The following is a 25,815-nucleotide window of genomic DNA, read 5'->3' on the forward strand; positions in this document are numbered from 1 at the left end:
TCTATTATAGCTTAAATACCAAAATATACACTACTACTTATTTAATAAAATGGCCACGGGCTGTAAGACCCATGGCCTGAATGATTAGAATGCCCAGTTTCCGCCGCGGAAGATTGGTTCAAGTGTTCCGTCAGCAAGTTCGCCATCAATATCCATTTCGGCAGAGCCAATCATGAAATCAACATGGGTAATGCTTTCATTAACTCCATTTTCAATAAGCTCTTGCTGTGACATTTCCTTCCCGCCTTTTAAGCAGAAAGCATAGCCTGAACCAATGGCTAAATGATTAGAAGCGTTCTCGTCAAACAAAGTATTATAAAACAGCACATTCGTGTCAGAGATAGGGGAACGATGCGGTACAAGAGCCACTTCTCCTAGGTATCTTGCTCCTTCATCTGTATCTAGAAGGCCAAGAAGAACCTCTTCTCCTACTTCTGCTTTCGCACTTACCGCCTTGCCGTTTTCAAAGGTCAAGGAGAAATTGTCAATGACATTGCCGCCATAGCTGAGCGGCTTCGTGCTTGAAACTGTACCATTAACTCCTTCTTTCAGCGGAACCGTGAATACTTCTTCGGTCGGCATATTCGCCATGAAGGAATGACCATTAGCATTGATGCTTCCTGCTCCGCACCATTCATGCTTATCAGACAGCTGGATCGTTAAATCTGTTCCCGGTGCGCGATAATGCAGGGCTTTATATTTCTTCTCATTTAAGTAATCTGCCTTTGTACGTAAGTTATAGTCATGCTCTTTCCATGTTTGTACAGGATCGTCTGAATCCACTCGAACTGCTTTTAGAATGGCATCCCATAGCATATCCAAGCTGTTGTCTGCATCCGGGAACACTTTATCTGCCCATTTTTGACCAGCAGCAGCGATCACGCTCCAGCTGAATTTGTCAGCTTGCATTGCTTGGCGGAACTTACTAAGCGCTGTACCAGTCGCCTTTTGATAATTGGCAATCCGCTTCGTGTCTATACCCTTTAAGGCATCCGGACTTTGGGATACAACAGAAATGATTGCGCCGCCTTTTTCGATTATGTATTCTCTATGTGCGACGAGCCATTCCGGCACTTCAAGGAATGCATCTTCAGGAGCAAGTTCAAACTTAGCTCTCGTCACCTCTTCATCGCTCCAGTCCACATATACATGACGTGCTCCTGCTTCATAGGCTTTCCGGACAAGCTTGCGGGTAAATGAAGCTACCTCTATGGAAGATGATATATATAATATTTGGTCTTTCTGAATATTGACACCGACCTTTACAGCTAATTCAGCATATTTATCTAATCTTTGATCTAAATTCATCTTTCCAGCTCCCTTACTATTTTATCAATACCTATTCTACCATTAGTCAGCCTACTTAGGCATCACAACTATTTAAACATTCTAAACATTCACCACAGTTAATCACCGGAATGTTTATTTTGCAGCAGCTGGATAATTCCAAGCATGCCAATAGACATAAGGATCATTATCCCAACCCAAGTCCACGCCAGCTCTGTTTTCCCTGATTCAAATGCCATATAAATAGCAACCGGCATTGTTTGAGTTTTTCCTGGAATATTGCCTGCAAACATAAGAGTAGCTCCAAATTCCCCTAGAGCGCGCGCAAATGTCAGGATAGCTCCAGCTAACAGAGATCTTCCAGCAAGCGGAATGCTAATCTTCCAGAAAATCTTCCATTCTGTCCCTCCATCTATCCTCGCCGCATCCTCTATCTCAGGATTTACGGAACCAAATCCTGCTTTCGCGCTTTGGTACATCAATGGGAAGGCAACGACCATTGAAGCAATCGCCGCTGCAGCCCAGGTGAAGATAAGAGATTGGTCGAACAACGTAAAAATCAGCTGACCTACAGGGCTATTTTGACCAAATAGAATAACAAGCAAAAAACCGATAACCGTTGGAGGCAAAATAATTGGCAGTAGGAAAAACGTTTCTATCAGCATTCTCCCCTTCATATCAGCGTGCCTTAGCATCATTCTTGCAGCAAGGATTCCAAGAATGACAGCCAACATTCCGGAAAAGGCTGCAATTTCAATAGAGAGTTTGATAGGTGCCCAAAATTCTATTTGCATCTCTTACTTCATTCCCTTAAAACCATACTTTTTAAATATTTCAAGTGACCTATCTGATTGCAGATAGGCATAAAACTTTTTGGCTTTTTCCTTCTCCTTGCTCGAGGAAATAACTCCCGCAGGATAAATAATCTCTTCATGTGTATCATTTGGAAGGGTGTCTATAACCTTTACCTTACTAGAGCTCTTGGCGTCGGTCGAATAGACAAGGCCTGCCTCAACATTTCCAGTTTCAACATATGTAAGAACTTGGGTTACATCTTTTGTGAAGATGAGCTTATCTTCTATCATTGCCCACAAGCCCAGTGCCTCTAGAGACCGTTTGGCATATTTCCCTGCTGGTACGGAATCAGGTGAGCCTATGGCAATCTTAGATACAGAATCCAGATTCTCCACTCCCTCTAAATCCGTTTTTCCCCCTGCAATAAGCACTAATTCATTGCCGAGGAGATTACTGTATGCCTTCTCTTCAATCAACCCATCATCTAGAAGGTTTTCGAAAGGTTCAATGGCTGCAGAGATAAACAAATCAACTGGAGCACCGTTTTGTATTTGATGCTGCAATGATCCGGAGCCTCCGTAATTGAATATGAGGGAAATATCCTCATTCTCCTCTTCATAATCTGCCTCTATTTCAGTGAGAGCTTTTTGAAGGCTTGCCGCTGCACTTATGACAAGTTCGCTCTTCTCCTTCTCTGTCTCCCCTTTACTTGACTGACAGCCTGCAAGGAGTAGGAGGAAGAGAAATACCAATATATACAGACCACTTCTTCCCTTTATCATCCCTTTTCCCTTCTTCCCCATCGCCTATATTTTCTACTATATCATTACTTAAAGAGAATAAACCACTTGAACTAATTGCAAAAGCCAACCTGCACCCCCTTGGGACAGATTGGCTTCACTCATTCCGAAAAATATGGATTAAGATGGATCATCACTTCCTCTATTTGTTCAAATTTACCCTTTAACGCATCCTTGATTTCATGAGAAAGATCATGTCCTTGCTTGATGGTCTTATCTTGATCAATAGATAGACGAATATCCATAATAAGGTAATGCCCGTGCTCACGTGCGCGAATCCTGTCTATGCGTTTAACATCAGGGAATTGATATACAACTTCTTTGAACTGATCCATGAGATCCTGGTTTACATTTCGCTCAATTAAGATATGAAAAGCCTCAGTCATCATTTCCTTCGAAATCTTGAAAATCAAATAAGCGACGAAAATACTTGCCACTTTATCTCCGTACAAGAGAAACACGATGTCAAACCTATCCCCCAGATATGAAATCAATACACCAATTGCCGCAGCCAGGGAAGCCACAATATCTGCCTGATGATCATAGGCTATTGCCTCAATTGCTTTACTATTCATTCTCTTGCCGACATTCATTGAATAGCGAAACAAGCATACTTTGGCAATGTATGAAAACAAACCTACCCAAAAGGCGATAAAGCTCGGAGCTTCAACAGGGTGAAAGAAACCGGCGATTCCTTCGTACACAATATAAAGAGAAACGACGAAGAGCAAAATACCGATGATTCCAGATACAATTACCTCGGCTTTTCCATGGCCATATGGATGCTCCACATCTGCCGGCTTATTAGAAATCTTTATGACTAATAATACAATGACAGATGCAAACACATCGGCTGCAGAATGGACACCATCCGCAAATAACGCATTACTGGCAGCCAAAAAACCTATGACCAGTTTTCCAAGTGTGAGAAAGACATTACTCCAAACACTAATCCAAGCCACCCGCTTGGCTGCATTTTCTCTGATTTCCATCATTTATTCACCCACTTTTTTTGAACAGCTGTTCAAGCATTATTTTTTGCTATCTTATCTCTTCACACCTAGTCTTCCCAAAAAAAAAAGATAGCGTCCGCTATCTTTAAAAGTACTTCTTCTTCCAAAATATAATGGTTGTAATAGATGATAATAAAAGGGCTACAAATATGACGCCCACAAATGCATAAGGATTGTTTTGATAAGGCAAATCGACGTTCATCCCATATATACTGGCAACAATCGTCGGAAAGGATAAAATAATCGTGATTGACGTCAAGAATTTCATCACGATATTCAGATTGTTTGAAATAACGGATGCAAATGTATTCATCATACTTGTCAAGATGGAATGATACGTTTCAGCCATTTCAATAGCCTGTGTATTTTCAATAATCACATCCTCAAGCAAATCCTTATCCTCTTCATACATTTTCAGATGATTAAGACGCAGCATTTTCTGCAGCACAATCTTATTAGACTTAAGCGAGGTCGTGAAATAAACCAAACTCTTCTCCAAAGAAAGGAACGCATATAACTCCTCATTCTTCATAGACTGATGGAGCTCTTTCTCTATGTCGTCTGTTTTTCGATTAATTTGCTTTAAGTATCGTAAGTAATACGTGGAGATATGAAATAGAATTTGCAGGGCAAAACGGGTCTTCTTATACGTAAAGAACCCTTTAATTTTTTTATTAATGAAATCCATAATAATTGGATTCTCAATCAGTGAGATGGTAATAAAGCATTCTTCCGTCACAATCAAACCAATCGGGAGCGTTTCATAGACAGGAAAACCCGAATCATCATAAATAATGTACGGGAAGTCCACGATAATCAATACATGATTATCTTCTTTCTCCAAACGGGAGCGCTCCTCATCATCGAGCGGATCCTTGATGAAGTCTTCCGGGATGTTCAGCCGTTCTGATATGAGCTTAATCTCTGATTCACTCGGTGCAACCATATTCACCCAGCAGCCTTTTTCCAGCTTATCAATTTTTTGCAGTGTATTTGCTGAGTCTGTAATGTAGTATTCCAACATGTAACAAAAACCTCCTCTTTAGAGGGAAGCACCAACTCTTTTGACAGGATTGATTATTATCTTTCCCCACTTTTCAAAAAAAGCACCGTTGGGTTTCCCAATCATACTCGTGTCCGGGTCACCCGAATCGTAGTTACTCAATAATATCAACTCCTCTTTTATTAGTTATTATGCCTATTACATCTTATACCTAACTTTCATGAATGTGCAACGGGAAAATCAATATATAAAAAAGAAGTCCGCCAACAAGGCAAACTTCCTTTCATAACTGATTCTAGCTAGATCGTTAACCATTATTGCTCTTAACAGGATTGTTTCGGTTTTTGGCAGCTGTTTCTCCGCCTTTTCTCCCGATTTCCCGATAAAAGTCCTTGTCAAACTTACGAGCAGTCGAGCTTCCGCCTTTTTGGCCGATCTCTTTATAGAAATCACTTGTATGTTTTTCGGAGGTCGAGCTTCCTCCCTTTTGACCAATACCTTGATAAAACTCTTTATCATGCTTATCAGCTGTTGATTTACCGCCTTTTTGACCTATTTTCTTGTAGAAATCAGGAGAATGCTTCTTGGCGGTGGCAAGACCGCCTTTCCGGCCTGCCTCAGCACGTGTCATTTTCAATTTTTCTTCTTTGTTGTCCACCTATTTCCTCTCCTTGTTCCAGGTTGTTACGCTTCTTATAGCCGCTTGCCGCTAAACTAAACAAATAAATTGCTCCTTTAATCTTTTTGTAATGAGTCTGATACAAAAAAAGGAGTTTATTGCTCAAATCGGGAATATATTCCTGAGAGAAAGGGGGAATGTTCGTTGGAAAGAGATGATATTTTCATTTCGCATCTTAGAAAGCTTTACCGCAATGGACTCATTACAGATAAAACGTTTAAACATGTCTATTCAGCACATGAGCAATTTCAAGCTGCAGCGCAGGAGGTACATGCTAATAGTCCAGCTGCTCAGCAACCTATAAAACCGCTCAAAAGCACTGCTCCAGTTAAGCCCGCCAAGCAAAAGGTACCTAAATCAAAGGAGGATCTGAGGGAGCGCAATATTACTTGGTCATTAATTGCTGGGGTTATCATGCTTTTGTTTGGCGGGCTGATGTTCGCAACAAATAATTGGAGTTCTTATTCGCCTGTGATTAAAACCTTATGGGTTGTTCTCATATGCCTATTTTTTTATGGTATCCATCTCATAACTAATAAGGTCTTTAAAATTACGAAGAGCTCATTCAGCTTTTTAGTCTTATCCAATTTATTTTTTCCTGTCATTTGGATTAGCGCCGGCTATTTTCAATTATTTGGTCCTTGGTTTGCTGTGGAAGGCGGCGGGAGGTACATCTATGGTTTTGCATTTTCCTTTTTAACAACTGTCTTATATATGTATTTCATGCGAAAGCATTCTTCCTTGCTGTTTACTGCGCTTGTTTATGCCGGAATTACTATTACGGCTGGTTTCCTCATCAAATCAATGGTCAGCTCGCAGGACTTGTTCTTCCTTTGTATGACATTGACTAATTTTCTTTTGCTTTGGGGCAGGAGACGAATTACCCAATGGCTGAATCATGCCTTATTTACACAGCACTTTAACCTATACTTACAAGCTAATCTTGTGCTTGTCTCACTTTTCACCATATTCATCTACGAAAGCAAGACCGTCAACGGGATCAGCATTCTTCTCTCAAGCGCACTATATCTTTTGATGAGCCAATATCAAAACCGGAAAGAATATTACTATATCTTCCCGATTTTACTGATTTATGGCGTGTATCAGACCGTTGACCACTTATCCCACGAAGCAACCATTCTTCTGCTTGGAGCCTTAGGATCCGTGTTTGCGGCACTTATCTATTATTATCGGGAGCGCGCATCATCTGAGTGGGAAACATTGTATCGATACACCGGCACGGCCGTCACTATCATCGTCTTTAGTTATGTCTCTCTTGATACTATCTTCATACAAAACGGAAATGAATTTATTATCGCAATTGCTTATTTTCTTATGTTTGTAACCATTATTGCACTCACGAAGGATGTTCGCATCATCCCAGTTTCCGCATTCGGAATCGTTTATTTCGTTTTGGGATGCTTTTCCTTCGGGCTCGCCTTGTCCGATTGGATGAACTTAGATATCACCTGGCCATTCCTGCTCATTAGCAATCTCATTATGTATGGTGCAGTTCTATTCTCTCCTTTTGCCTACATCAAGAAATATAAAATGCTCTACTACTGCGGGGTTCACATTATATTCCCGTTATTGATTATCTATGCAGCGATTGATGACATCTCCTTTGGCATTTGGCTGGTTACCATAATTCAATCCTTCCTCCTTTATATGGAAAGGCAATCTCCCTTTGCTAAAGCTGTACCATTCCTTTTAGCAGTAGGCTGGGGCACATTTTTCAGTGAATTCAGAGCTTTGGAGGGAAAATGGATCCCCTTTTACCTGTCAATCATTCTATGGCTAACTGCATATGCTGCCTACAGGCGGCTGCCAAATATTCGTATGCTATTTGATTACCTTTCTGGAGGGTTTTATGTCTTAGGCGTACTCCTCTGTTTTACTCAAGCAATCATCGAACCCGACGGTTTTTTGCCTGTAGCCTTTTTAGCGTTCGGAATGCTATTTTTCAGCCATATGGCGAAAGTCTATCGTATTCAGTATTTATGGATTGGAGCTGGGGCTGCCTTTTTGTTCACTTATTTTGCAGCAATCCGTTCATTTGATACCGGCGTTTTGACGTCATTTCTATACCTTACAGGCCCGATTCTTCTTGCAGCAGGAGAGCACTATTTAAGAAAGAGAATACGAGCCTACCCGCTCTTTCTCTATTTAGCTCTTTCCAGCTTTCTCATAGTCTGTCTGATTATAGAGACCGCTGGATTGGACATTTACTGGGAATATACTCTTGGTGCCGGGCTGTTCTATTACGCCTTTAGACTCGTACAAATGGATTGGATGAAAAAGATGATGTTGTACCTTTCCATGAGCTTTATTCCTTTAACGCTATTGAAGTGGGGACTTAAGGCCGAGTGGACTTTATCAGCTCTCTCATTTATCCCATTTATTACGGCCTTAATTTATTTCGCTTACTGGATATTGGCCAAACCGGAAACAAAGAAACGGCTCATGTATTTCATTGTACTGTTCATGTCTTTTGGCCTGCCTTCCTTCTTCTTCGTTGACGAAGGATATTCCATCTTTTTCGTGCTCATTTATTCCGGGTTGCTCATGTTTTTCATCCATCAAATACGACTGTATATTCTCTTGCTCTGGCCCATGCTTTCCTTCATCCTTACTTGGAAATGGTATGTCGACATATATTTAGAGGGTTCCATCTATCTCGAACTCGCAGGAGCATTATTGGCTGTCCTTACCCTCACCACGATTGGATTAACAATATTCAAGTATCCATTCCCATCTTCAAGAAAATGGGCAAAGGGTGAACCAATAATGGATTGGTACTGGATTGGTTCTTTTATTTATGTGTTTGCTCATCCGGTACCTATTGATTCCGACATTCTTATGAAGGTGGTACCAGACCTTGTGATAACCGGTCTGCTTTATGTGCAAATCAGCCGATTAGAAAGTCTTCATTGGCGCAATATTTTGAGCACAGTAACTGTCATTTCATTGCTTAATCCATACTATTTGTTACTAAACCATCTCACTCTTCCATCCTATGTGGAAGTGGAAGCTTATCTTGTCCCTGTGATCTTCATTCTCATCTATTTGGAGAAGAAAATCTGGAGAGAAAATAATACACTCCGCCTAATTCACAAGATTGGACTCGTTTTGGCTGCTGTGCTTATTGTGTATGACGCCATACTTGAAAACAGCCTTGGGGAAGCTATTACGGTCGGCTCTCTCTCATTAGCGTCTGCCATCTATGGGTTTTATAAAAAGCGACTTTGGTATTTCATCACAGGCATATGTATAATCTTGTTAAATGTATTCCTGCAAACAAGTCCCCTTTGGGGCAATCTTCCATGGTGGTGGTATTTATTCATTGGAGGCGGCGTCTTGATTACAATTGCGACCGTAAACGAATGGAAAACGAAAAAGAATGAGCAGAATGGCAGAAAGGAAAACCTCTTCCAAGAATTCGCAAAAAAAATAAAACTGTACCTCAGCGGTTGGAATTAGGCGAACAGGAAGAAATTCTGACATACATTAGTGCAAAAAGAGACGCAGGCTTAAAGCCTGCGCCTCTTTTCTTTCTTATTTCGTTGAACGATACTCTTTCTCTGTTCCATCAGCAAATGTAATGTCTACATCAATTGCTTGATAATTATCGGCTACATCAAAAGCCGAGATGACACTTGAAATCACATCTTTCTCAGAAGTTTGAGCATCTATATTTAATGACTTCAATTTGTCGCGTAATTGCTTTTCGGCATCTTCACCCTTGAGACGAGAATTGTTCACATCATCCTCAATAGAGGCATCGATGCGGTTATTTTCATAATCGTATTCTGCTTCATATTCTTGGTTATTAGGGTATTTCACCTCTAGGCTAAACTCATTGAAAGGTGTCTCATTCTTTTGTGCAGCTGTATCATTGACGGTTCCTTGGTCCGAGTTGCTCGTGTTATTCGATTGCTGTTCATTAGCTGTGTTGTCATTCGCTGTCTGATTATCGTTGTTATTATCATCACCACAGCCTGCTACCATAAATGTTAAAGCGCCAACAGCTAGAATGGATAAGATTTTTTTCATTCTTGTTTTCCTCCTTAGATGTCTTAGTTCTCACTTGTACTATTCTCAATTATTCTTTGTTTTATGCCTCAAGCACATAAATCAAATAATTATTAATTGATGACCAATTGAAAGAACGGCAAAAATACAGCAATATAATATAAGAGAGCATTAAATGGGTATATATGAATAGCCGCAATAATTCACAAGGGAGGACATTATGTATACATATCGAAAAGCACTCGTGATATTTTGGACCATTTTGACCATCATTATGGGATTCTTCGCACTGAAAATGCCAGGCATCCTGCAGGGCAGTGGATTTGAAATGAAGGATTCCTCTTATGATCAAGCCAATAAGCTGCTTGAGGATCATTTCGGCCAATCCTCTTCCCCCTATATTGTCTTATTTGAGAATAAGGACAATTTGAGTCAAGACCAATTTAATAAGGAAATAAAAGATACGTTAAAAAACATTGATTCAATCGATGGAATCACCTCCATCACGTCACCGCTTGATAATCCCTCTCAGCTAAAAGAGAATCTTGCCTATGCCTCCATCTCTTTTGAGAAAGAAAAGGAGCCGGCAGACAATATCGATGCGCTTGAGAAAGAAATGAAAAATGATTCCATTTCCCTTTCTTTGACTGGCGGTGATGTAATTGAGGAAGAAATGAATGCAGCATCTCAAAGGGATTTAAAAAATGCGGAGCTGATTGGAGTCCCGGTTGCCATGGTCGTTCTTCTTTTGGCATTCGGGGGATTGGTTGCAGCCCTTATCCCTTTATTGACTGGTGCTATAGCCGTGATTACGGCGATGGGGATTATTTATTTCCTCGGCCAGATTTTTAACTTATCAGTTTTTGTCTTGAATGTAGCTCCGATGATTGGACTTGCAGTCAGCATCGATTTTGCCCTGCTGTACATCAATCGCTTCAGGGAAGAATTGAAGGAGCACAATGTGAAGGATGCTGTTTCCATCACAACCAAGACCGCAGGAAGGGCCATTGCCTTCTCTGGTATCTGTGTCATTCTTGGTTTATCAGGTATGCTCTTCATTCAAATTGACATATTTAGAAGTGTGGCGGTTGGCGGCATTGTCGTAGTGCTGGTGTCGGTCATCTCTGCCTTGACCTTCCTGCCAGGCCTGCTTTCCATTCTTGGCTCTAACATTAACAAAGCCATGATTATCAAGAATCGAAAAGAGGATGCTTCCGCTTGGAGGAGGTTTGCCGGTTTTGTGATGAAGAAGCCTATCTTAAGTGCCTTGGCGGCTTTGGTCATCTTGATTTTGGTGGCAGCTCCAATACGTCATATTGAGCTGGAAATACCTAATGCAGAATCCCTTCCAGCTGATAATGAAACACGGATTGCTTATGAAACATTCGAGGAAAACTTCCAGCCCGAAGACCACACCATCATGCCCGTGGTGCTTAAAGCAGAGGATGATATATTGACAGATGATTCATTAGAGCAAGTGGAGGAATTCATTGGGGATCTGCAGGAAGAACCTCTTGTGACCAATGTCGATTCACTTTTCTCCATTACAGATATGGAAACAGCCGCAAGCCTGACTCAAGCCCTGCAATCTGAACAAATAAGAGCTCAGCTTGAACCAGCATTAGAAAATATGGTCGATAAAGACACAACCTATATCATGGTTGAAATTGATGCGCCATATGATTCAACGGAGGCAGCCGAATATGTACAGGACTTGCAAGATGGCGCCATTAACACAGACCTCACCTATACTGTAGGAGGACGTGCTAAATTTAATCAGGAAATTTACGAGGAAATCGGTACCCAAACACCAAAAGGATTAATCTTGATTGTCTCTGCAACCTTCTTGATCCTGATGTTTGCATTCCGCTCTATCTTGATTCCTCTTAAAGCGATTCTGATGAATATCCTGTCGCTGGGAGCGGCATTCGGTTTAATTGTATGGATTTTCCAGGAAGGTCATCTCGGCGTTGAGGCAAATCCGATTGCTTTGATGATCCCGATTTTCATCTTTGCTATCGTCTTTGGCCTTAGCATGGACTATGAGGTATTCTTAATATCCCGTATTCGGGAGATTTATTTAGAAACAGGTGATAATGACAAAGCCACTCTGGAAGGTCTTACGACAACAAGCCGGATTATTACATCTGCAGCAGCTATTATGATTGCTGTCACAGGAGCCTTTGCCTTCACAGATATCGTTCCCGTCAAACAGGTTGGGGTAGGAGTGGCGCTGGCCATCTTTATTGATGCCACCCTCATACGTATGGTTCTTGTTCCTTCCTTGATGAAATTGCTTGGCAAATGGAATTGGTGGTTCCCTGGTAAACAAAAGGCTAAACAAGAAAAATAACTGACAAAAAGCCAGTTCAATCCGAACTGGCTTTCTTAAATATCTCTAAAATTTTCTAAATATTTCGATGTTTATTACCATCAATATGGTATAATTATAGTAAAATAGATTTAGCGAAAGAGGTGATTAAGATGCATAAATTGAATTTTTTCAGCACCTCCGATCAGACAGAAGATTATTTGAAAAAGGCGATTCTCGCTGATGAAAACCAAGAAATCGATAATGCCATAAGCCATTTTGAAAAAGGGCTTGATTCCGTAACAGACAAAACACCCAGAAGAGTCAGGAAAATGATTCTTCCTGCGACCATATTATTAGCAAAGAATTATACGGAAAAACACCATTATGAAAAAGCTCTTGCGACATACCGTTCAGCCATAAATTTGGCCAAGACAGATACGGAAAAAATGAATGCCTATGAAGGCGCCGGAAAGCTAGCCTACCTGACAGGAAATTATGAAGAAGCTACAAGCCATTATCTGCAGGCCCTGCAATATGCAGCGAAAAAAACACCTAAAGATAAAATTTTAGTCGTCCATTCCAAAATACTTCATGAACTCGGACATGTTCTTTTGGACAGCCATCCAAGCTTGACCGAGGAACAAAAACAACAGGCAGAAGAATATCGCAAATATTTAACTGGCCAGCCGCATTCCTATGATTTAACACAGCTTCCCTACTATCGTGAGATTGGAATGGATTTATTAAATGAATATCAAGTATTGACATAAAGCGGGAGATTACGTTGACTTCCGCTTTCTTTCATGAATCTATACACTTTTGTACATACTAAGTCCTAACGAATATACAGAAGGCTGGGAGCAATGCATGATACTCATGGACAAGGCATTTTGGCGGTTTAATCTTGTAGGAGTAATCAATACAACCAACTATTACATTTTGTACTTAATCTTTGCAGATACCCTTCACTTCTATTATCTGAAGGCTCATTTCCTTAGTTTTTTCTTATGCCTCATTGGCTCATTTTTCATGAATTCATACTTCACCTATAAAACAAAGCCTACCTTGAAGAAATTTTTGCAATTTCCCCTTACTTCGATCGTGAATATCGTCATTAGCACCGCCATCATCTTTTTGTCCGTGCAATTACTTCATCTTCCCGACTTTATTGCCCCTTTATTTGCTTCCGTGTTCCCCATACCTTTTACATTTCTCGTGACGAGGATGATCCTGACCAAGCCATAGGTGAGCTGCAATTGATTCGGATGGCTGAAGCCCGTCATTGTGAAGAGGGACAAATCCCAGCCGCCCAGGGACAGCTTTACTCCTATTATTATTTAGGTCGCATTCGGGTTTCCACCCTATGAATTATGCTTAACTTTCTATGCAAAATAAAAAGCCGAGCCATGTTTGGCCCGACCATTACTATCTATCTATGGAATCCTTCAATTAATTGAAATCTCCTTGCACCAGCTCCAACGAGCAGTAAGGAATGAGTATACATATTGCCGTTCTTTCTTTCACGCACGCCCTTTAAAAATAAACCATCCGTAATACCTGTTGCGGAGAATAGAATATCTCCACCTTGGACTATATCATCAATCCCAAGAAGCTTATATGGGTCTTCAATCCCCATGCTGCGGCAACGGTTATATTCCATCTTATTCATCGGAACAAGCTGAGCCTGAAAATCACCACCGAGGCATTTGAGAGCAACTGCTGTCACCACTCCTTCAGGTGCTCCCCCTGTTCCGACGAGCATATCAATGTCAATATCATCCATAGCAGCGCCGATAGCCCCCGTTATATCAACATCAGAAAACAGTTTTAATTTTGCTCCAGCTAATAGGACTTCGTTAATCAGGTCCTTGTGTCTGTCCCTCTCTTGAATCATGATGGTTAATTCTCGTATATCCTTGCCTTGCGCCTTTGCGACCGCCTTCATATTATCCAGTAAAGGGGCATCCAAATCGATTTTGCCCTTTGCTTCCGGTCCAACAGCAATCTTCTTCATATACATATCTGGCGCATGTAATAAACAGCCCCTTCTTGCAGCTGCCAAAACGGCTAATGAGTTATCTTTTCCGGTCGCCATTAAGTTGGTGCCTTCAATAGGATCAACGGCAATATCAACATCCAGTCCATTGCCGGAGCCTACCTCCTCATTGATATACAGCATGGGAGCCTCGTCCATTTCTCCCTCACCAATAACGATTCTTCCGCACATTTCAACATTATTAAGATGATATCGCATGGCTTTTGTTCCTGCATCATCGGCACTTAGCTTATCGCATTTTCCAATAAGGGGATAAGCTGCAATAGCTGCCTGCTGCGTTACATTCAGCAGCTCCTCTGCTATTGCAGTCATACCAATCGTCTTATTAGCATAATGGGTGAATTGCATAATCAACTTCCTTCACAAAATGGTAAAATCACATAATGATATATTATGATTAACCATCACAGGAGGTCAATGCCCGTATTTATCCAAGAAGGAATCTACTATGCCTGCTTCTCCATCATTGGTATTCAAATAATGGCCCGTAGCAAGTCTTATAGCATCTCCGAAGAAAAATCGTTCATATAAGGTCTGCCTGGAGCCAAAGGAACTCATAGTCATATCCCAAGCAAGCCGGAAGATCTTCACTCTTTCCTTCGCAGATACAGTCGCTGCCTGCATATATAAATCTAAATCATCTCGAATTTCCGAGTTAAAATCAGATATGGTCGGTAAGGAAGCAAGCCCGCTTGCACCGATAAGCTGAATAATCTCAACAAAACGCGGATATAGCCGCGGGAACAGCATAACAGCTGCATCCATCGGATTTTTGTCCGGAACCATTACCCCCCATTTATCCTGAACTGCATTTCTCTCTCCCGCGAGCACTAAACCTTTCAATGATTCAATACCAACCTTCATTTCGCTGATTTTCTCATGGATATGAGGGTATTCACCTACTTGAATGATATTGATTAATTTCCTGGCGAGTCCCAGCATGAACTCCAATTTCACGATTCTCCTGCTTGTTACCTGATGGACCGCCAGCACATGAAAGCTGCTATCCTTATAAGCTTTCAAAGCAACCTCTGGATGCTGATAAAAGAACACTCTCTCCCATGGCACAAGTACCTGATCAAATACCACAATCATATCTAACTCATCAAAACGGGAACTTAATGGATGGTCGAATACGGATTCTCGATAACTATATGGTTCACGGCTGATGAATTTTAGTCCGGGCGTATTGCTTGGAATCGAAAAACCATACGCCATTTCCGGGTTACTCGCCGCTCCGCCAGAAGGGTAGACAAGAATCTCATCCGTTATGCCTCCTTGTGTCGCGAGAAGTCTTGCTCCTTGAATAACGATGCCATCCTCTTTGATATCGATTGTTTGGGCAGCGATTGTTTGAGAGAAATTTTCAGTATAATAGGATGCCCGATTCACTTGCGGGTTGATGAATGTATGCGTAAAACATAAATCCCTCTCTCTCGCCTGTTCAAATAATGTATCCATATTTTTCGTAAAACGTTTGTCTTGGAGGGAGAAAATCTCGCTTGAGGAAGCGAAAGCCATCATGACTGTATTCATATAATCCGGCGACCGGCCTAACATCCCTCCACTTTCCTTCGCCCATAGCTGCGTGGATAAACGCCTCTTCTCAAGATCCTCCTTCGTTTCCGGCTTCAAAAAAGAAGTTCCTACTTGATTGCCTGTTGAGGGGGAACGGAATGTCATGATATCCTGATTGCCTTTAAGCAATTGAACATCATAAAGATCTGCCGTGCTCTTCATAACCCCTTTCAGCGAGGGATGCCCGGACATGGTTCCGGTCACCTTCTTTCCGTCGATCCATACATTGGCCCTCATGCGATTGATTGCCTCCAAATATTGTTTCCCCGACCTAGCTGGCATGAAGCAGCCCTCCTCATTAAATGACTTATTATATAAAATATGAAGCATGTTCTATGCTTTATGATTATTAATCAATCGACAGCCTATTCCTTCAAATTATGACCGCAGACATAGGTCATCTTAGGGACTTTTCCTTATTTTCAACCGCCCTCGCAGTTCTTCCTTGCCGTTACGAAAGCGTTCCCATACTATATAATAGACAGAATTATCAGACATTATAAAATTAAATACGAGGAGGAAGGTTCTTGAGGGCAAAAAAATTCATGATAGCTGTCGTGTTGGTCCTGCTTATGTTACCGTATCAGCCATTCCAAGCGAATGCCGCTGAAAATGAAGGGAATAATTACCCAATCGTATTTGTTCATGGTCTTGGAGGATGGGGCGAAGATGAATTTGCCGGGTATCCATATTGGGGAGGAACCAAGGATGTCATCGGCCACTTGAACGACTTAGGCTACGAAGCTTACCAAGCAACCGTCAGCCCGGTCTCGAGCAATTATGACCGTTCAGTAGAGCTTTATCATTACATCAAGGGCGGGACGGTTGATTATGGAGCAGCCCATGCAAAAGAACATGGGCATGCACGCTATGGCAGGACATTCCCAGGCATTTATCCGGAGTGGGATAAAAATCACCCAATTCACCTCGTCGGCCATAGCATGGGCGGTCTGACAAGCAGGGGTGTTATCGACCTGTTAGAGGATGGCAGTGAAGAAGAAAGAGCCTATCAGCAGGCGCATCCAGAAGAAACAATCTCCTCGTTGTTTGAAGGCGGGAAATCATGGGTTCATAGCGCCACAAGCATTGGTACTCCGCATAATGGCTCGACTTTTGCCGATAATGAAAACCTCATCATTGACTTCATCAAGAACTTCGTCTTAAACATATCTACCGCCACTGGAATCAGCAAAGAAAATTTCCTCTATGATTTTAAATTGGATCAATGGGGCATTCGCAGGCAGGCTGGTGAGACCTTTACCTCCTACTTGAACCGTGTTATGAATAGCAGGGTTTGGGACAGTGAGGATATCAGCGTCTATGACTTAAGCACACCTGGTGCAGCCGTCTTGAATGAGAAGGTAGATACGAAATCGGATGTCTATTATTTCTCTTATACGGGCCAGTCCACAAAAGCGTCCCTTTTAACAGGTCATCATCTTCCAATTGTCTCTTCTCATCCAATTGTATTAGCTCCTTCAACATACATTGGCAAATTCACTAGAAACAATCCTGCCGAAGGACCAATTATCGATAAAAGCTGGTGGCCAAATGACGGATTCGTCAGCACTATCTCCTCCCTGTACCCAGACGGACAGCCGAACACAGCCTATGATGACTCTCCAGAAAAAGGAGTGTGGAACTATCATCCTATCAAGAATACATGGGACCATCTTGACTTCATCGGCATCTTCAGCTTAAGCACTCACACAAAACCTTTTAATGTCTATCCGCTATATGAAGAAATCGCCGAGAACGTCTCTTCATTACAACCATAATAGAATCTGAGGAACTGAGCGGCTTTCCTACATCTAAAGTATGATAGCCGCTCGTTCCTTTTTCTGATTTCATCCATATGCATAAAGAATATAATAAGTTCATCAAAGTCTATCTTTCCTTCCGTGGAAAATAATACTAATATGAGAGATAGAACATACGAGGGAGAATACACGATGAACTTCTTTCAATTTCACCGCACTATCAAAATACGAATCATCGAATCATTCTTGAGTTCGGCTGTCGGGAGCATGATTTTTCCTTTCATGGCCATTTATTTAACCTTCCACTTTGGCGTGAAAACGGCCGGCCTTCTATTATTGATCAATGTGTTTGTCGGTATCGCCATTAATTTCTTCGGCGGATATTTTTCTGACACATTCGGCCGTAAGAAAATCATCGTTGTCGCTGAATCCATGCGCTTTCTCGCCTTTTTAACGATGATGATTTGCAATTCACCATGGCTCACGGCACCATTAATTACTTTTTTCATGATGACTGTCAACAGTATTTGCTGGGGACTTGCGGGTCCGGCAAATCAAGCGATGCTCATCGATGTGAGCAAGCCTGAGGAGCGAAAGACAATGTATACGATTATGTATTGGGCAAACAATCTGTCTATCGCCATCGGCGGGATTGCTGGGGGCTTCTTATTTAAAGAGCATTTGTTTGAGCTATTGCTGGCCCTATCGGTAACAACGTTGATAACTTGGTTCCTTATAACCTTTGTCATCCATGAAACCTACATCCCTGCCTCAACAAAGGACGTCAAACCGGTACAGCATGCGCGAAAACTCATTAGCAATTATAAAGAAGTATTTAGTGATCGCGTCTTTGTTCTGTTCGTTCTGGCTGGCATACTCGTCTTATCGATGGAATTCCAGCTGACCAATTATATAGGCGTTCGCCTGGCAAATGACTTTCCTCTTCAAAGCTTATTGGGACTTGAATTTAGCGGGATTGAAATGACTGGATTTTTGCGCACAGAAAACACCATCTTGGTTGTTATCCTGGCCTTGTTTGCCACAAGGATAATTGCAGGCTTAAATGACAAGGCTGTGCTATTGACCAGCTGTACTGTGTTTGTAGCCGGGTATGTCATTATTTCATATACAAATAATATTTGGCTTTTATTCGGGGCCATGTTTTTGGCTACCATCGGAGAAGTGCTTAGGGTGCCTGTGCAGCAAAATTATTTAGCTAACTTGCCGCCTGAACATGCTCGCAGCTCTTATTTGGCCGTAAATGGGCTTACGTATAATATCGGTAATCTCATATGTTCAATCACGATTACATTGAGCGCCTATCTGCCTAAGCTTGGCACTAGCGCTTTCATGGCCATCATCGGATTCTTAGGGGTCATAATCTTTGCACGAATTATACCTGCACTAGATGATCGAATAAAGCCAGAGAAGGACATACACAAAAAGACACAGCTCAGTTAATTGAGCTGTGCTTCTTTTGCTTTTTGGATGCTTTCCCGCCCTTTTAGCCCTTACATCGATTGATATCAACCAATTCGGGTACCCAGCGGCATACCAATGATACAATGCCTCATAGGAAACACCCCTTTATCCCTTGGAACATGCTGTTTTGTTTTTGTCTTACTATCCATTTATATACTTGTCTTTGAGCGAAACCTATCACCAATATACTTACTGAGTGGCCATGCTGGATTTTATTTACTGGTGAATGCTACATTTATAGGCAATTGGTTTATAAATAAAATGCAGTGAAACGAAGGAGGTATGCTCGTGAACTATTTATTTTCCTTATTGGCCCTTTTAGCTGGTGCAGGCGTGGCCATCCAAAGCCAAATCAACGGTGAGCTTGGTAAAAGAGTGGGTCCATTGGAGGCTTCGCTAATTTCCTTCACCATCGGAACGATAACCTTATTTGTTCTTGTCCTTTTGTTTGGGAAGGGCGGCATACCTTGGATTGCCTCTGTGCCAAAATGGCAATTAGTCGGCGGTTTGTTTGGAGCATTCTTTGTTGCCGTCATCACGCTTTGCGTGCCAAAAATAGGGGTTTCTTTAACCCTTTTAATCGCCATTACCGGACAAATTATTATTGGAGCCATTATCAATCATTACGGGTTATTTGGAGCTGCCGCAATGCCCATCAGCATGCAAAAGCTCGCTGCGATAGGATTAATGCTCACCGCTATCGCCGTTTATAATCATTAACTAAAAATAAGGCATGGAAACTCATAACTGTTTCCATGCCTATTGTTTTGTCATCGTCACCGATGAAACCAAGCAGACTTCATCGTCATCTTCCTATTTCTTCTCCCCTTAAATCTGCCAATCCAATAAAAGACGGCAAGAAAAGCGATTAATATACCACCCAAAAGGTAATGATTCATTCCGCTAGACATAATACCTGCCGGAACAAGTGCAAGCAAAAAGAAATAAATAAAATTGCCGAGAGCTGTTCCTATCGTAAAACTCTTAAGCCCAATGGAGCTCAGTCCCCCGAGGATATTAATCAAACTCGTTGGAATAAAAGGCATCACCCTTGCTGAGAAGACATACGCAAATCCCTTCTCTTCTATTCTACTAAGCTGTCTGGAGCTTACCTTCCCTGAAGTATAATCACTAAATAAATAGCGGACTGCCAAAAAAATCAGCACACTCGCTGCCACGCTTGTAAACCAGCTCCATAAGAACCCTTTCAAAAAGCCAAAGAGGGCAATATTAATCGTAATAACCAGGATTAATGGAATAATGGTGAATGAATTCTGTATGATCATGATGAAGAACATGAACCCATATGCATACAGCCAGGAATCCGAGACGAAGCCCTTAATAGATTGAATATCCCCTGCCATAACAGCACTAAAAATCTCGCTCTCCGTAATGGAGTCAAAATAGATGACGAAGAGGAGAATGGCTATAGCAGCAAAGAAGTGCTTCCAATTGATATTTTTATATATCATTAGTCTTTTCATTCATCATCAACTTCTTTCCCAGTAGACAAGGAATTTTTGTTATCGTATCCTTCAGACAATCGGAACGGCATTAAGGCGCTTACAAATACAATAAATCCCTATTTACCAATACCCCTTTGCTAAACCTTCTTAAACACATTTATTTCTGTAATAAGGCACTAACCTTATCAATTGCTTGTTTCATTCTCTCTCCATTTTGTCTATGCAGCTGTTTTGTCTCTTCTTCCGTTTCAACAAGAGCGAACCATTCTAAATCAGCAAAGCATTTATGCATAGATGCCAGCAAGAGTTTCTTGTCCCCTGAATTTCGAGCTTGTGCTTGATCATTATATAAGTCAATCTTCAACTGACCAGAAGCATTAACTTGACCAATGAACACTTCTTTTTCATTCGACACACCTTGATTTTCCAATTGCTTCCTAAGCCATATCCTGCTTTTTCCTGCAAGGTCTAACGCATCATCCAGAATAATTCCATCCATGATAATGGTATGGGCCTCTTCCTCAGGAGGAGAGTATATTCCTAAGTCTTTCGGGGTCAGCGGTCTATTCTCTTTCTTCAATAAGACACTTAAAGTCCCATTCGCCTCCAAGCAAGCATATTCAACCTCATCAAGATCAAATACCCCTTCCCTCCGCAGCATCTCAAGAAACTCATCAATGGTTACTTTTTCTCTTCTTATATTTTCCTCTAGCACTTTCCCGTTTTTAATGAAAGCCTTGCCCCTTCCATCTAGGATATTGCGCAAGGTCTTGCTCTTCATCGTAATGAAGCTTGAAGCAAAAGGAATAGCAGCAGTCGCAACCATGGCAATCACCCCAAGGTGAACCTTTTCACGCAAATTAATCACCAATTCAGCTCCTATATTACCTATCGTTATTCCTGTCACATATTCAAACATCGATAACTGGGCCATCTGCTTCTTCCCAAGAATTTTCGTAATAATAAACAACACAATCATAAATAGAGCCGCCCTTATTACTACATGAATCCAATCCGGCATGTATGCTCACATCCTTACGAGAACAACCTAATTACTTAAGCGCCTCCAGTCTCTTTTTCATATCTTTCTTGATGTCTCGAACTAATAGCATGGCATCACGATAGGTTTTGGCATCCGTAATGTCTTTCGCATGCTCCGCTTCAGTTTGCAGGCCATCTTCAATTGCCTTCAATTTGGTCATGCAAATCAACAATTCTGAGTTCAATGACATGTCCATCAAGCTCCTTTATCGTTTAGTATGATACGGATTGATTTACCTATTCATTTTAAAGTAACAAAAAAGGCCTCCTATTCGGAGAGCCTGTCATTCATTCATATATATTATGTCCTGCAATCCTCGCTAAAGCGTCCATATCTTTCACAAATAGTTTTCCACCGGAGCGATCAATGATTCCATCCATGCACAATTTCTTCAGAACTCTGTTTAAATGACGATAACTCGTGCCAATCATGTCTGCTATATCCGTCAAGCTAGACCCATAGGTTACATCATGAAAGAATGATTTATCCTCATAAGAATTTGCAATTGATAATAAATAGCTTGCTACCCTTACCTCCACCGGATAAAGGAGATTAAAGGTCGCAGCATCTGTCTTGTCTAACAATTTTCTTGTGACAACCTTAAGCAAATAGGCGAGAAAAGCCGGATCATTACCAGCCTTTCGTCTGATTGTTTCGTACGAAATCTTTAAGGCTTTACAATTGGCAGCTGCCTCAACGGTATGATGAACTATCGGATCTTCAATAAACTCAATATCTCCAATAATTTCTAATGCCTTTTGAAAGCGGAGAATCACTCTCTTATCCTCTGAAGTAGCGGCATAAATCTTCACTTTCCCCTCAACAATCAGGTACATATACTTCATTTCCTCGCCCTTAAGGCAAATTACATCTCCTTTTGGAATATGAACCAGACTGAAATCATCCTTATGCATTTTCGAGAATATTTCCCTTAAGCCGAATCTATCTAAATATGATGATATTTCCTTCTCTGTTCCAATCATGCTGTGTAGTCCACCTGTTTCTATATTGTTAACTATTGTCAAGTATAAATCGAACGGCGGATGAGGGTAAACGGTCAACTATTGCCAGATAAATTGTTCAATTTTTCAACCTTATTTTACTTTTTCGAATCAATCCAGTTAGGACATATGTCCTTGTTCATCACATAATATCCCCTTTATTATTCTATAAGGCCATCAAGCACTGGCCATTAAACAAAACAAAATAATTGAGGGGAAGGAATTTCTGTGAGTATTATTATTGCTCTTATAGGCATTTGCCTTTTATTAGGAACTGCATATTTGATGTCAAACGACAAAAAGAACATCAACATCAAAGCAGTTGGCATCATGTTGGCTTTCCAAGCCGTATTAACTGCATTACTTCTAGGCACATCTGGCGGCTTAAAGGTAATCGATACTATCGCTTCAGCTTTTAACACACTTTTAGGCTATGCTTCTGAAGGCATTGACTTTGTTATTGGCGGTTGGATTCCCGAAGGCGGTTCTCCATTCTTCGTAAATGTCCTTATGCCAGTCGTCTTTACTTCTGCATTATTATCTTTATTAACGCACATGAAAGTGCTCCCTTACTTAATTAAGATTATTGGCGGCTTCATCTCAAAACTCACTGGTTTGCCGCAAATTGAAAGCTTTAACGCTGTTAACTCTATGTTCTTCGGTCAATCAGAGGCCGTTCTTGCCATTAAATCAGCAATCAATAACCTAGACAAAAATCGACTATTCGTTGTTTCAACATCTGCGATGGCCAGCGTATCTGCTGCCCTTATCGCTTCTTATATGGCGATGCTCCCTGCAAAATACGTTTTAATTGCAGCGGTTCTGAACGTGTTCAGCGCCTTGATTGTATCTTCCATTATCGCTCCTGTAAAAACAACAGAAGAAGACAGGGAAATCGTTATTGAAGATATGATTCATACGAAAAATGTCTTTGATGCCCTTGGTACTGGTGCTCTAGACGGCGGGAAAGTAGTCCTTGTCGTAAGTGCTATGCTTATTGGATACTTAAGTATGCTTGCCTTATTGAATGGTATTTTTGACAGCCTGATTGGCATGGATTTAACGACTATTGTCGGATACATCTTCTCCCCTATCGCATTCCTTATGGGGATTCCAGCAGATGAGATTCTGCAGGCTGGTTCCATTATGGGAACAAAGATGGTTTCAAACGAATTCGTTGCCATTCTTGACTTCCAGCCGATTATGGGTCAAGTTTCTGAGAAAACACTCAGCATTCTATCCACATTCTTGATGTCATTCGCTAACTTCAGCTCAATCGGAATTATTGCAGGTGCCGTTCAAGCTATCAACGGTGCAAAAGCAAAAGAAGTAAGCTCATTTGGACTAAAAATGCTATTGGTTGCTACGATGGCTTCCATCCTATCTGCAACTCTTGTAGGTTTATTTAACTAATATCGACCAGGATGGCGGGATTTTCCCGCCATCTTTTTTTCATGAAAATGACTTTGCAAGGTTACCCTACACAATAAAGAGGTGAGAAAAATGGGCAAAGACAGACAAGAGAAGAAATTGAAGGCTTCAAGACGTGTTGAATCTGATCGCGACCAGGCTATAAACAAAAAGGGAGCCACAAGACTCGATACCCCTGATGAAGCACGTGATGATCAATAAGCTATTTCATGCCTTCTCATTCATTATTATTGGCGGCAGTCTTTATATGGCCATCGAATGGCTCTGGCGCGGATACTCTCATTGGTCAATGGGAATAGTGGGCGGAATTTGCTTCGTCCTTATCGGCAGCATGCATGTATTAAAACTGCCCCTCCTCGGACAAGCGATTGCAGGCAGCCTAATCGTGACCTTATTGGAGCTGATTTCCGGCCTCATTTTGAATGTATGGCTGCAATGGGGGATTTGGGATTACAGCCACCTTCCCTTTAATCTATTTGGGCAAATTTGCTTATTGTATGCTTTGTTTTGGCTGCCTCTATCACTTGCAGCTATCCCGCTCTATCATGAACTTCGCCATTTACTGTTCCGTCTAGAAAAACCTAAATATCGTATCATCTAAAAAATAGGAGGCCACAATCAAACAATTGATTCAAGCCTCCTATTTCACATCGTATCTATCCTTAAATTGTTCCTCCGTCATTATTGGTATACCAAGCTTCATCGCTTTTTGATACTTCGTTGTACCCGTTCCATTGGTGCCCATCAGCAGGAAGTCAACGGTTTTTGTCACTGTTCCGGCTAATGTTCCTCCCAAAGCCTCAATGTCCTTTCTGAAATCATATCTTCGCTTGGAGAGAACACCAGTTATGACGACCGTTTTTCCATCCAATCGGCTTTTAGTGATAGCCGGCCGGTAAAGCACATCTTCCTCCCTTGTGCTCAACAGCACTCCTTTTAGCTCATAGCCTGTACTATATGTGATCATTGCCTCACACTCATCAGCCATACACTCAGCTGATTCCTGGTTAAATACACGATAATAAGGAACAAGAAAACCAAGCTTTGCAAGGAAAGGCAAATCTGCTAGTAAAGAACTCGACCTAAATACCATCATCCTTCTATTCCTCTGAATCTCCCTATCTGCACGATCACATAACAAATCGATTTCTGGATTCAACTCCTGGAATGATGACGTATAGAACAGACTACCTCTAACCGTCAACGGCTCATCATAGGAAATATAACGTGGCACATCCTGGCTGGATGCAAGGATAGCCGACACATCCTTCCCTGACGCAGAATCGTCTGCTATACAGGAATATCGTAATCGTCCATGCTCATAATGTAACTCCACCTCTATTCCTTTTGGCAGCAATTGCAATGAGACAGACTGCTCTACCCCCGCTAAATAGTCAATCAACTCGGCTTGCTCTGCTATTTCATTAACCTTTCTATTGAGCAAAATAGAAATTTCTCCATTGAACCTCTCAAATTCTTTCTGTGTCGGGGACTCATCAACAATAAACTCAGGATAAGATCGTTCCCATTTTTCTAGCTCGCAGTAAAGAACGGCATATTCCTGATCTGAAGGCTCCATTTCACTCAGTTGTCCTCGCAGCCAGACCATCCGCTCCTCAATACCCCTTAGTTTATCTACATACATATATATCCTCATCTCTTTATTCACTTACATCCATTGTACAAGGAAAGAAGGATAACACCTTCTAATAAAATATGGAAACCAATCAAAAAAACAGGCAGATAAGTCCGTCAATCTGGACCATACTGCCTGTTGCTTCCTCAAAAGATGAACTCAACATCAAATGTGTTTTTTTCTCTAACGATGACCACCTTTTGTCCACCCTTTCCCCACCCTTCATACCCCTTGCATGGGCATAGGGTGGGCTTTCTCTGACGATGACCACCTTTTGTCCACCCTTCCCCCACCCTTCATACCCCTTGCATGGGCATAGGGTGGGCTTTGCCTGGCTTTTCCCACCTTTTGTCCGCCCTTTCCGATTAAGTCCATATAATTGTGTAAATAAAAAGAGTCATTTTATTCACTCTTGGAAACAATGTTTTTTATCCCAAAAA

The 25,815-nt window shown here is 41.4% G+C and carries 24 protein-coding genes; 10 read left to right on the forward strand and 14 right to left on the reverse strand.

What is annotated here, in order from left to right; all coding sequences use genetic code 11:
- Positions 1 to 84: 84 nt before the first annotated feature.
- From CYL18_RS09790 to CYL18_RS09815, 6 genes are all read right to left on the reverse strand, one after another.
- Positions 85 to 1,308, reverse strand: coding sequence for an aminopeptidase (locus tag CYL18_RS09790; RefSeq protein WP_104849317.1), 1,224 nt, complete (start codon positions 1,306 to 1,308; stop codon positions 85 to 87).
- Positions 1,309 to 1,406: 98 nt separating this feature from the next.
- Positions 1,407 to 2,081 (reverse strand): molybdate ABC transporter permease subunit, encoded by a 675-nt coding sequence (gene modB / locus CYL18_RS09795; protein WP_104849318.1) that lies wholly within the window; start codon positions 2,079 to 2,081, stop codon positions 1,407 to 1,409.
- A 3-nt stretch (positions 2,082 to 2,084) separates the two neighbouring features.
- Positions 2,085 to 2,864: a molybdate ABC transporter substrate-binding protein gene (gene modA, locus CYL18_RS09800; RefSeq protein WP_104849319.1), complete on the reverse strand. Its 780-nt coding sequence runs from the start codon at positions 2,862 to 2,864 to the stop codon at positions 2,085 to 2,087.
- Positions 2,865 to 2,983: 119 nt separating this feature from the next.
- Positions 2,984 to 3,877, reverse strand: a complete 894-nt coding sequence (locus CYL18_RS09805) for a cation diffusion facilitator family transporter (RefSeq protein ID WP_201741264.1) — start codon at positions 3,875 to 3,877, stop codon at positions 2,984 to 2,986.
- 103 nt (positions 3,878 to 3,980) lie between these two features.
- On the reverse strand, positions 3,981 to 4,919 hold the full coding sequence (locus tag CYL18_RS09810; protein ID WP_104849320.1) for a magnesium transporter CorA family protein: 939 nt from the start codon (positions 4,917 to 4,919) through the stop codon (positions 3,981 to 3,983).
- A 286-nt stretch (positions 4,920 to 5,205) separates the two neighbouring features.
- A complete protein-coding gene (locus CYL18_RS09815; RefSeq protein WP_407984525.1) occupies positions 5,206 to 5,556 on the reverse strand; it encodes a KGG domain-containing protein in 351 nt (116 codons plus the stop codon).
- A 165-nt stretch (positions 5,557 to 5,721) separates the two neighbouring features.
- Between CYL18_RS09815 and CYL18_RS09820 the strand changes: the two genes are divergently transcribed.
- Positions 5,722 to 9,057, forward strand: coding sequence for a hypothetical protein (locus CYL18_RS09820; RefSeq protein ID WP_104849321.1), 3,336 nt, complete (start codon positions 5,722 to 5,724; stop codon positions 9,055 to 9,057).
- A 75-nt stretch (positions 9,058 to 9,132) separates the two neighbouring features.
- Here the strand turns inward: CYL18_RS09820 and CYL18_RS09825 are convergent, their stop codons facing one another.
- Complete coding sequence (locus CYL18_RS09825) at positions 9,133 to 9,630, reverse strand: YusW family protein (RefSeq protein WP_104849322.1); 498 nt, start codon at positions 9,628 to 9,630, stop codon at positions 9,133 to 9,135.
- 199 nt (positions 9,631 to 9,829) lie between these two features.
- Between CYL18_RS09825 and CYL18_RS09830 the strand changes: the two genes are divergently transcribed.
- The 3 genes from CYL18_RS09830 (at position 9,830) to CYL18_RS09840 (ending at position 13,168) form a co-directional block, all read left to right on the forward strand.
- Complete coding sequence (locus tag CYL18_RS09830; protein ID WP_104849323.1) at positions 9,830 to 11,962, forward strand: MMPL family transporter; 2,133 nt, start codon at positions 9,830 to 9,832, stop codon at positions 11,960 to 11,962.
- A 131-nt stretch (positions 11,963 to 12,093) separates the two neighbouring features.
- On the forward strand, positions 12,094 to 12,693 hold the full coding sequence (locus CYL18_RS09835; protein WP_104849324.1) for a tetratricopeptide repeat protein: 600 nt from the start codon (positions 12,094 to 12,096) through the stop codon (positions 12,691 to 12,693).
- 106 nt (positions 12,694 to 12,799) lie between these two features.
- Positions 12,800 to 13,168, forward strand: a complete 369-nt coding sequence (locus tag CYL18_RS09840; RefSeq protein ID WP_236636357.1) for a GtrA family protein — start codon at positions 12,800 to 12,802, stop codon at positions 13,166 to 13,168.
- 184 nt (positions 13,169 to 13,352) lie between these two features.
- Here CYL18_RS09840 and glpX read toward each other — a convergent pair whose 3' ends face one another.
- Both glpX and hpaB read right to left on the reverse strand, forming a co-directional pair.
- Entirely contained in the window at positions 13,353 to 14,327 is a 975-nt protein-coding gene (gene glpX, locus CYL18_RS09845; RefSeq protein ID WP_236636359.1) for a class II fructose-bisphosphatase, read from the reverse strand.
- Between the two features lie 66 nt (positions 14,328 to 14,393).
- Positions 14,394 to 15,839: a 4-hydroxyphenylacetate 3-monooxygenase, oxygenase component gene (hpaB, locus tag CYL18_RS09850; RefSeq protein WP_104849326.1), complete on the reverse strand. Its 1,446-nt coding sequence runs from the start codon at positions 15,837 to 15,839 to the stop codon at positions 14,394 to 14,396.
- A gap of 245 nt (positions 15,840 to 16,084) precedes the next feature.
- Here hpaB and CYL18_RS09855 point away from each other — a divergent pair, with 245 nt between their 5' ends.
- From CYL18_RS09855 to CYL18_RS09865, 3 genes are all read left to right on the forward strand, one after another.
- Positions 16,085 to 17,335, forward strand: a complete 1,251-nt coding sequence (locus tag CYL18_RS09855) for an esterase/lipase family protein (RefSeq protein WP_236636362.1) — start codon at positions 16,085 to 16,087, stop codon at positions 17,333 to 17,335.
- A 174-nt stretch (positions 17,336 to 17,509) separates the two neighbouring features.
- Positions 17,510 to 18,778 carry an MDR family MFS transporter gene (locus CYL18_RS09860; RefSeq protein ID WP_104849327.1) on the forward strand — a complete coding sequence of 423 codons (1,269 nt, stop codon included), beginning with the start codon at positions 17,510 to 17,512 and terminating at the stop codon, positions 18,776 to 18,778.
- A gap of 309 nt (positions 18,779 to 19,087) precedes the next feature.
- Entirely contained in the window at positions 19,088 to 19,519 is a 432-nt protein-coding gene (locus CYL18_RS09865; protein ID WP_104849328.1) for a DMT family transporter, read from the forward strand.
- 56 nt (positions 19,520 to 19,575) lie between these two features.
- Here the strand turns inward: CYL18_RS09865 and CYL18_RS09870 are convergent, their stop codons facing one another.
- From CYL18_RS09870 to CYL18_RS09885, 4 genes are all read right to left on the reverse strand, one after another.
- Positions 19,576 to 20,283 (reverse strand): TVP38/TMEM64 family protein, encoded by a 708-nt coding sequence (locus CYL18_RS09870; RefSeq protein ID WP_104849329.1) that lies wholly within the window; start codon positions 20,281 to 20,283, stop codon positions 19,576 to 19,578.
- 139 nt (positions 20,284 to 20,422) lie between these two features.
- Positions 20,423 to 21,286 (reverse strand): DUF421 domain-containing protein, encoded by an 864-nt coding sequence (locus CYL18_RS09875; RefSeq protein ID WP_104849330.1) that lies wholly within the window; start codon positions 21,284 to 21,286, stop codon positions 20,423 to 20,425.
- Between the two features lie 31 nt (positions 21,287 to 21,317).
- On the reverse strand, positions 21,318 to 21,497 hold the full coding sequence (locus CYL18_RS09880) for a hypothetical protein (protein WP_104849331.1): 180 nt from the start codon (positions 21,495 to 21,497) through the stop codon (positions 21,318 to 21,320).
- Positions 21,498 to 21,594: 97 nt separating this feature from the next.
- Positions 21,595 to 22,290, reverse strand: a complete 696-nt coding sequence (locus tag CYL18_RS09885; protein ID WP_104849332.1) for a Crp/Fnr family transcriptional regulator — start codon at positions 22,288 to 22,290, stop codon at positions 21,595 to 21,597.
- Positions 22,291 to 22,536: 246 nt separating this feature from the next.
- Here CYL18_RS09885 and CYL18_RS09890 point away from each other — a divergent pair, with 246 nt between their 5' ends.
- The 3 genes from CYL18_RS09890 to CYL18_RS09900 all read left to right on the forward strand — a co-directional run bounded on the left by CYL18_RS09890 (position 22,537) and on the right by CYL18_RS09900 (position 24,340).
- Complete coding sequence (locus tag CYL18_RS09890) at positions 22,537 to 23,721, forward strand: NupC/NupG family nucleoside CNT transporter (protein WP_104849333.1); 1,185 nt, start codon at positions 22,537 to 22,539, stop codon at positions 23,719 to 23,721.
- Positions 23,722 to 23,811: 90 nt separating this feature from the next.
- Positions 23,812 to 23,940 carry a YpzI family protein gene (locus CYL18_RS09895; protein ID WP_104849334.1) on the forward strand — a complete coding sequence of 43 codons (129 nt, stop codon included), beginning with the start codon at positions 23,812 to 23,814 and terminating at the stop codon, positions 23,938 to 23,940.
- Complete coding sequence (locus CYL18_RS09900; protein ID WP_201741265.1) at positions 23,930 to 24,340, forward strand: putative ABC transporter permease; 411 nt, start codon at positions 23,930 to 23,932, stop codon at positions 24,338 to 24,340. Before CYL18_RS09895 ends, CYL18_RS09900 begins: the two co-directional genes overlap by 11 nt.
- A gap of 39 nt (positions 24,341 to 24,379) precedes the next feature.
- Here CYL18_RS09900 and CYL18_RS09905 read toward each other — a convergent pair whose 3' ends face one another.
- Positions 24,380 to 25,384 carry a BRCT domain-containing protein gene (locus CYL18_RS09905; RefSeq protein ID WP_161497119.1) on the reverse strand — a complete coding sequence of 335 codons (1,005 nt, stop codon included), beginning with the start codon at positions 25,382 to 25,384 and terminating at the stop codon, positions 24,380 to 24,382.
- Between the last annotated feature and the right edge of the window lie 431 nt (positions 25,385 to 25,815).

It is taken from the genome of Pradoshia eiseniae, assembly GCF_002946355.1.
GTDB lineage: Bacteria > Bacillota > Bacilli > Bacillales > Pradoshiaceae > Pradoshia > Pradoshia eiseniae.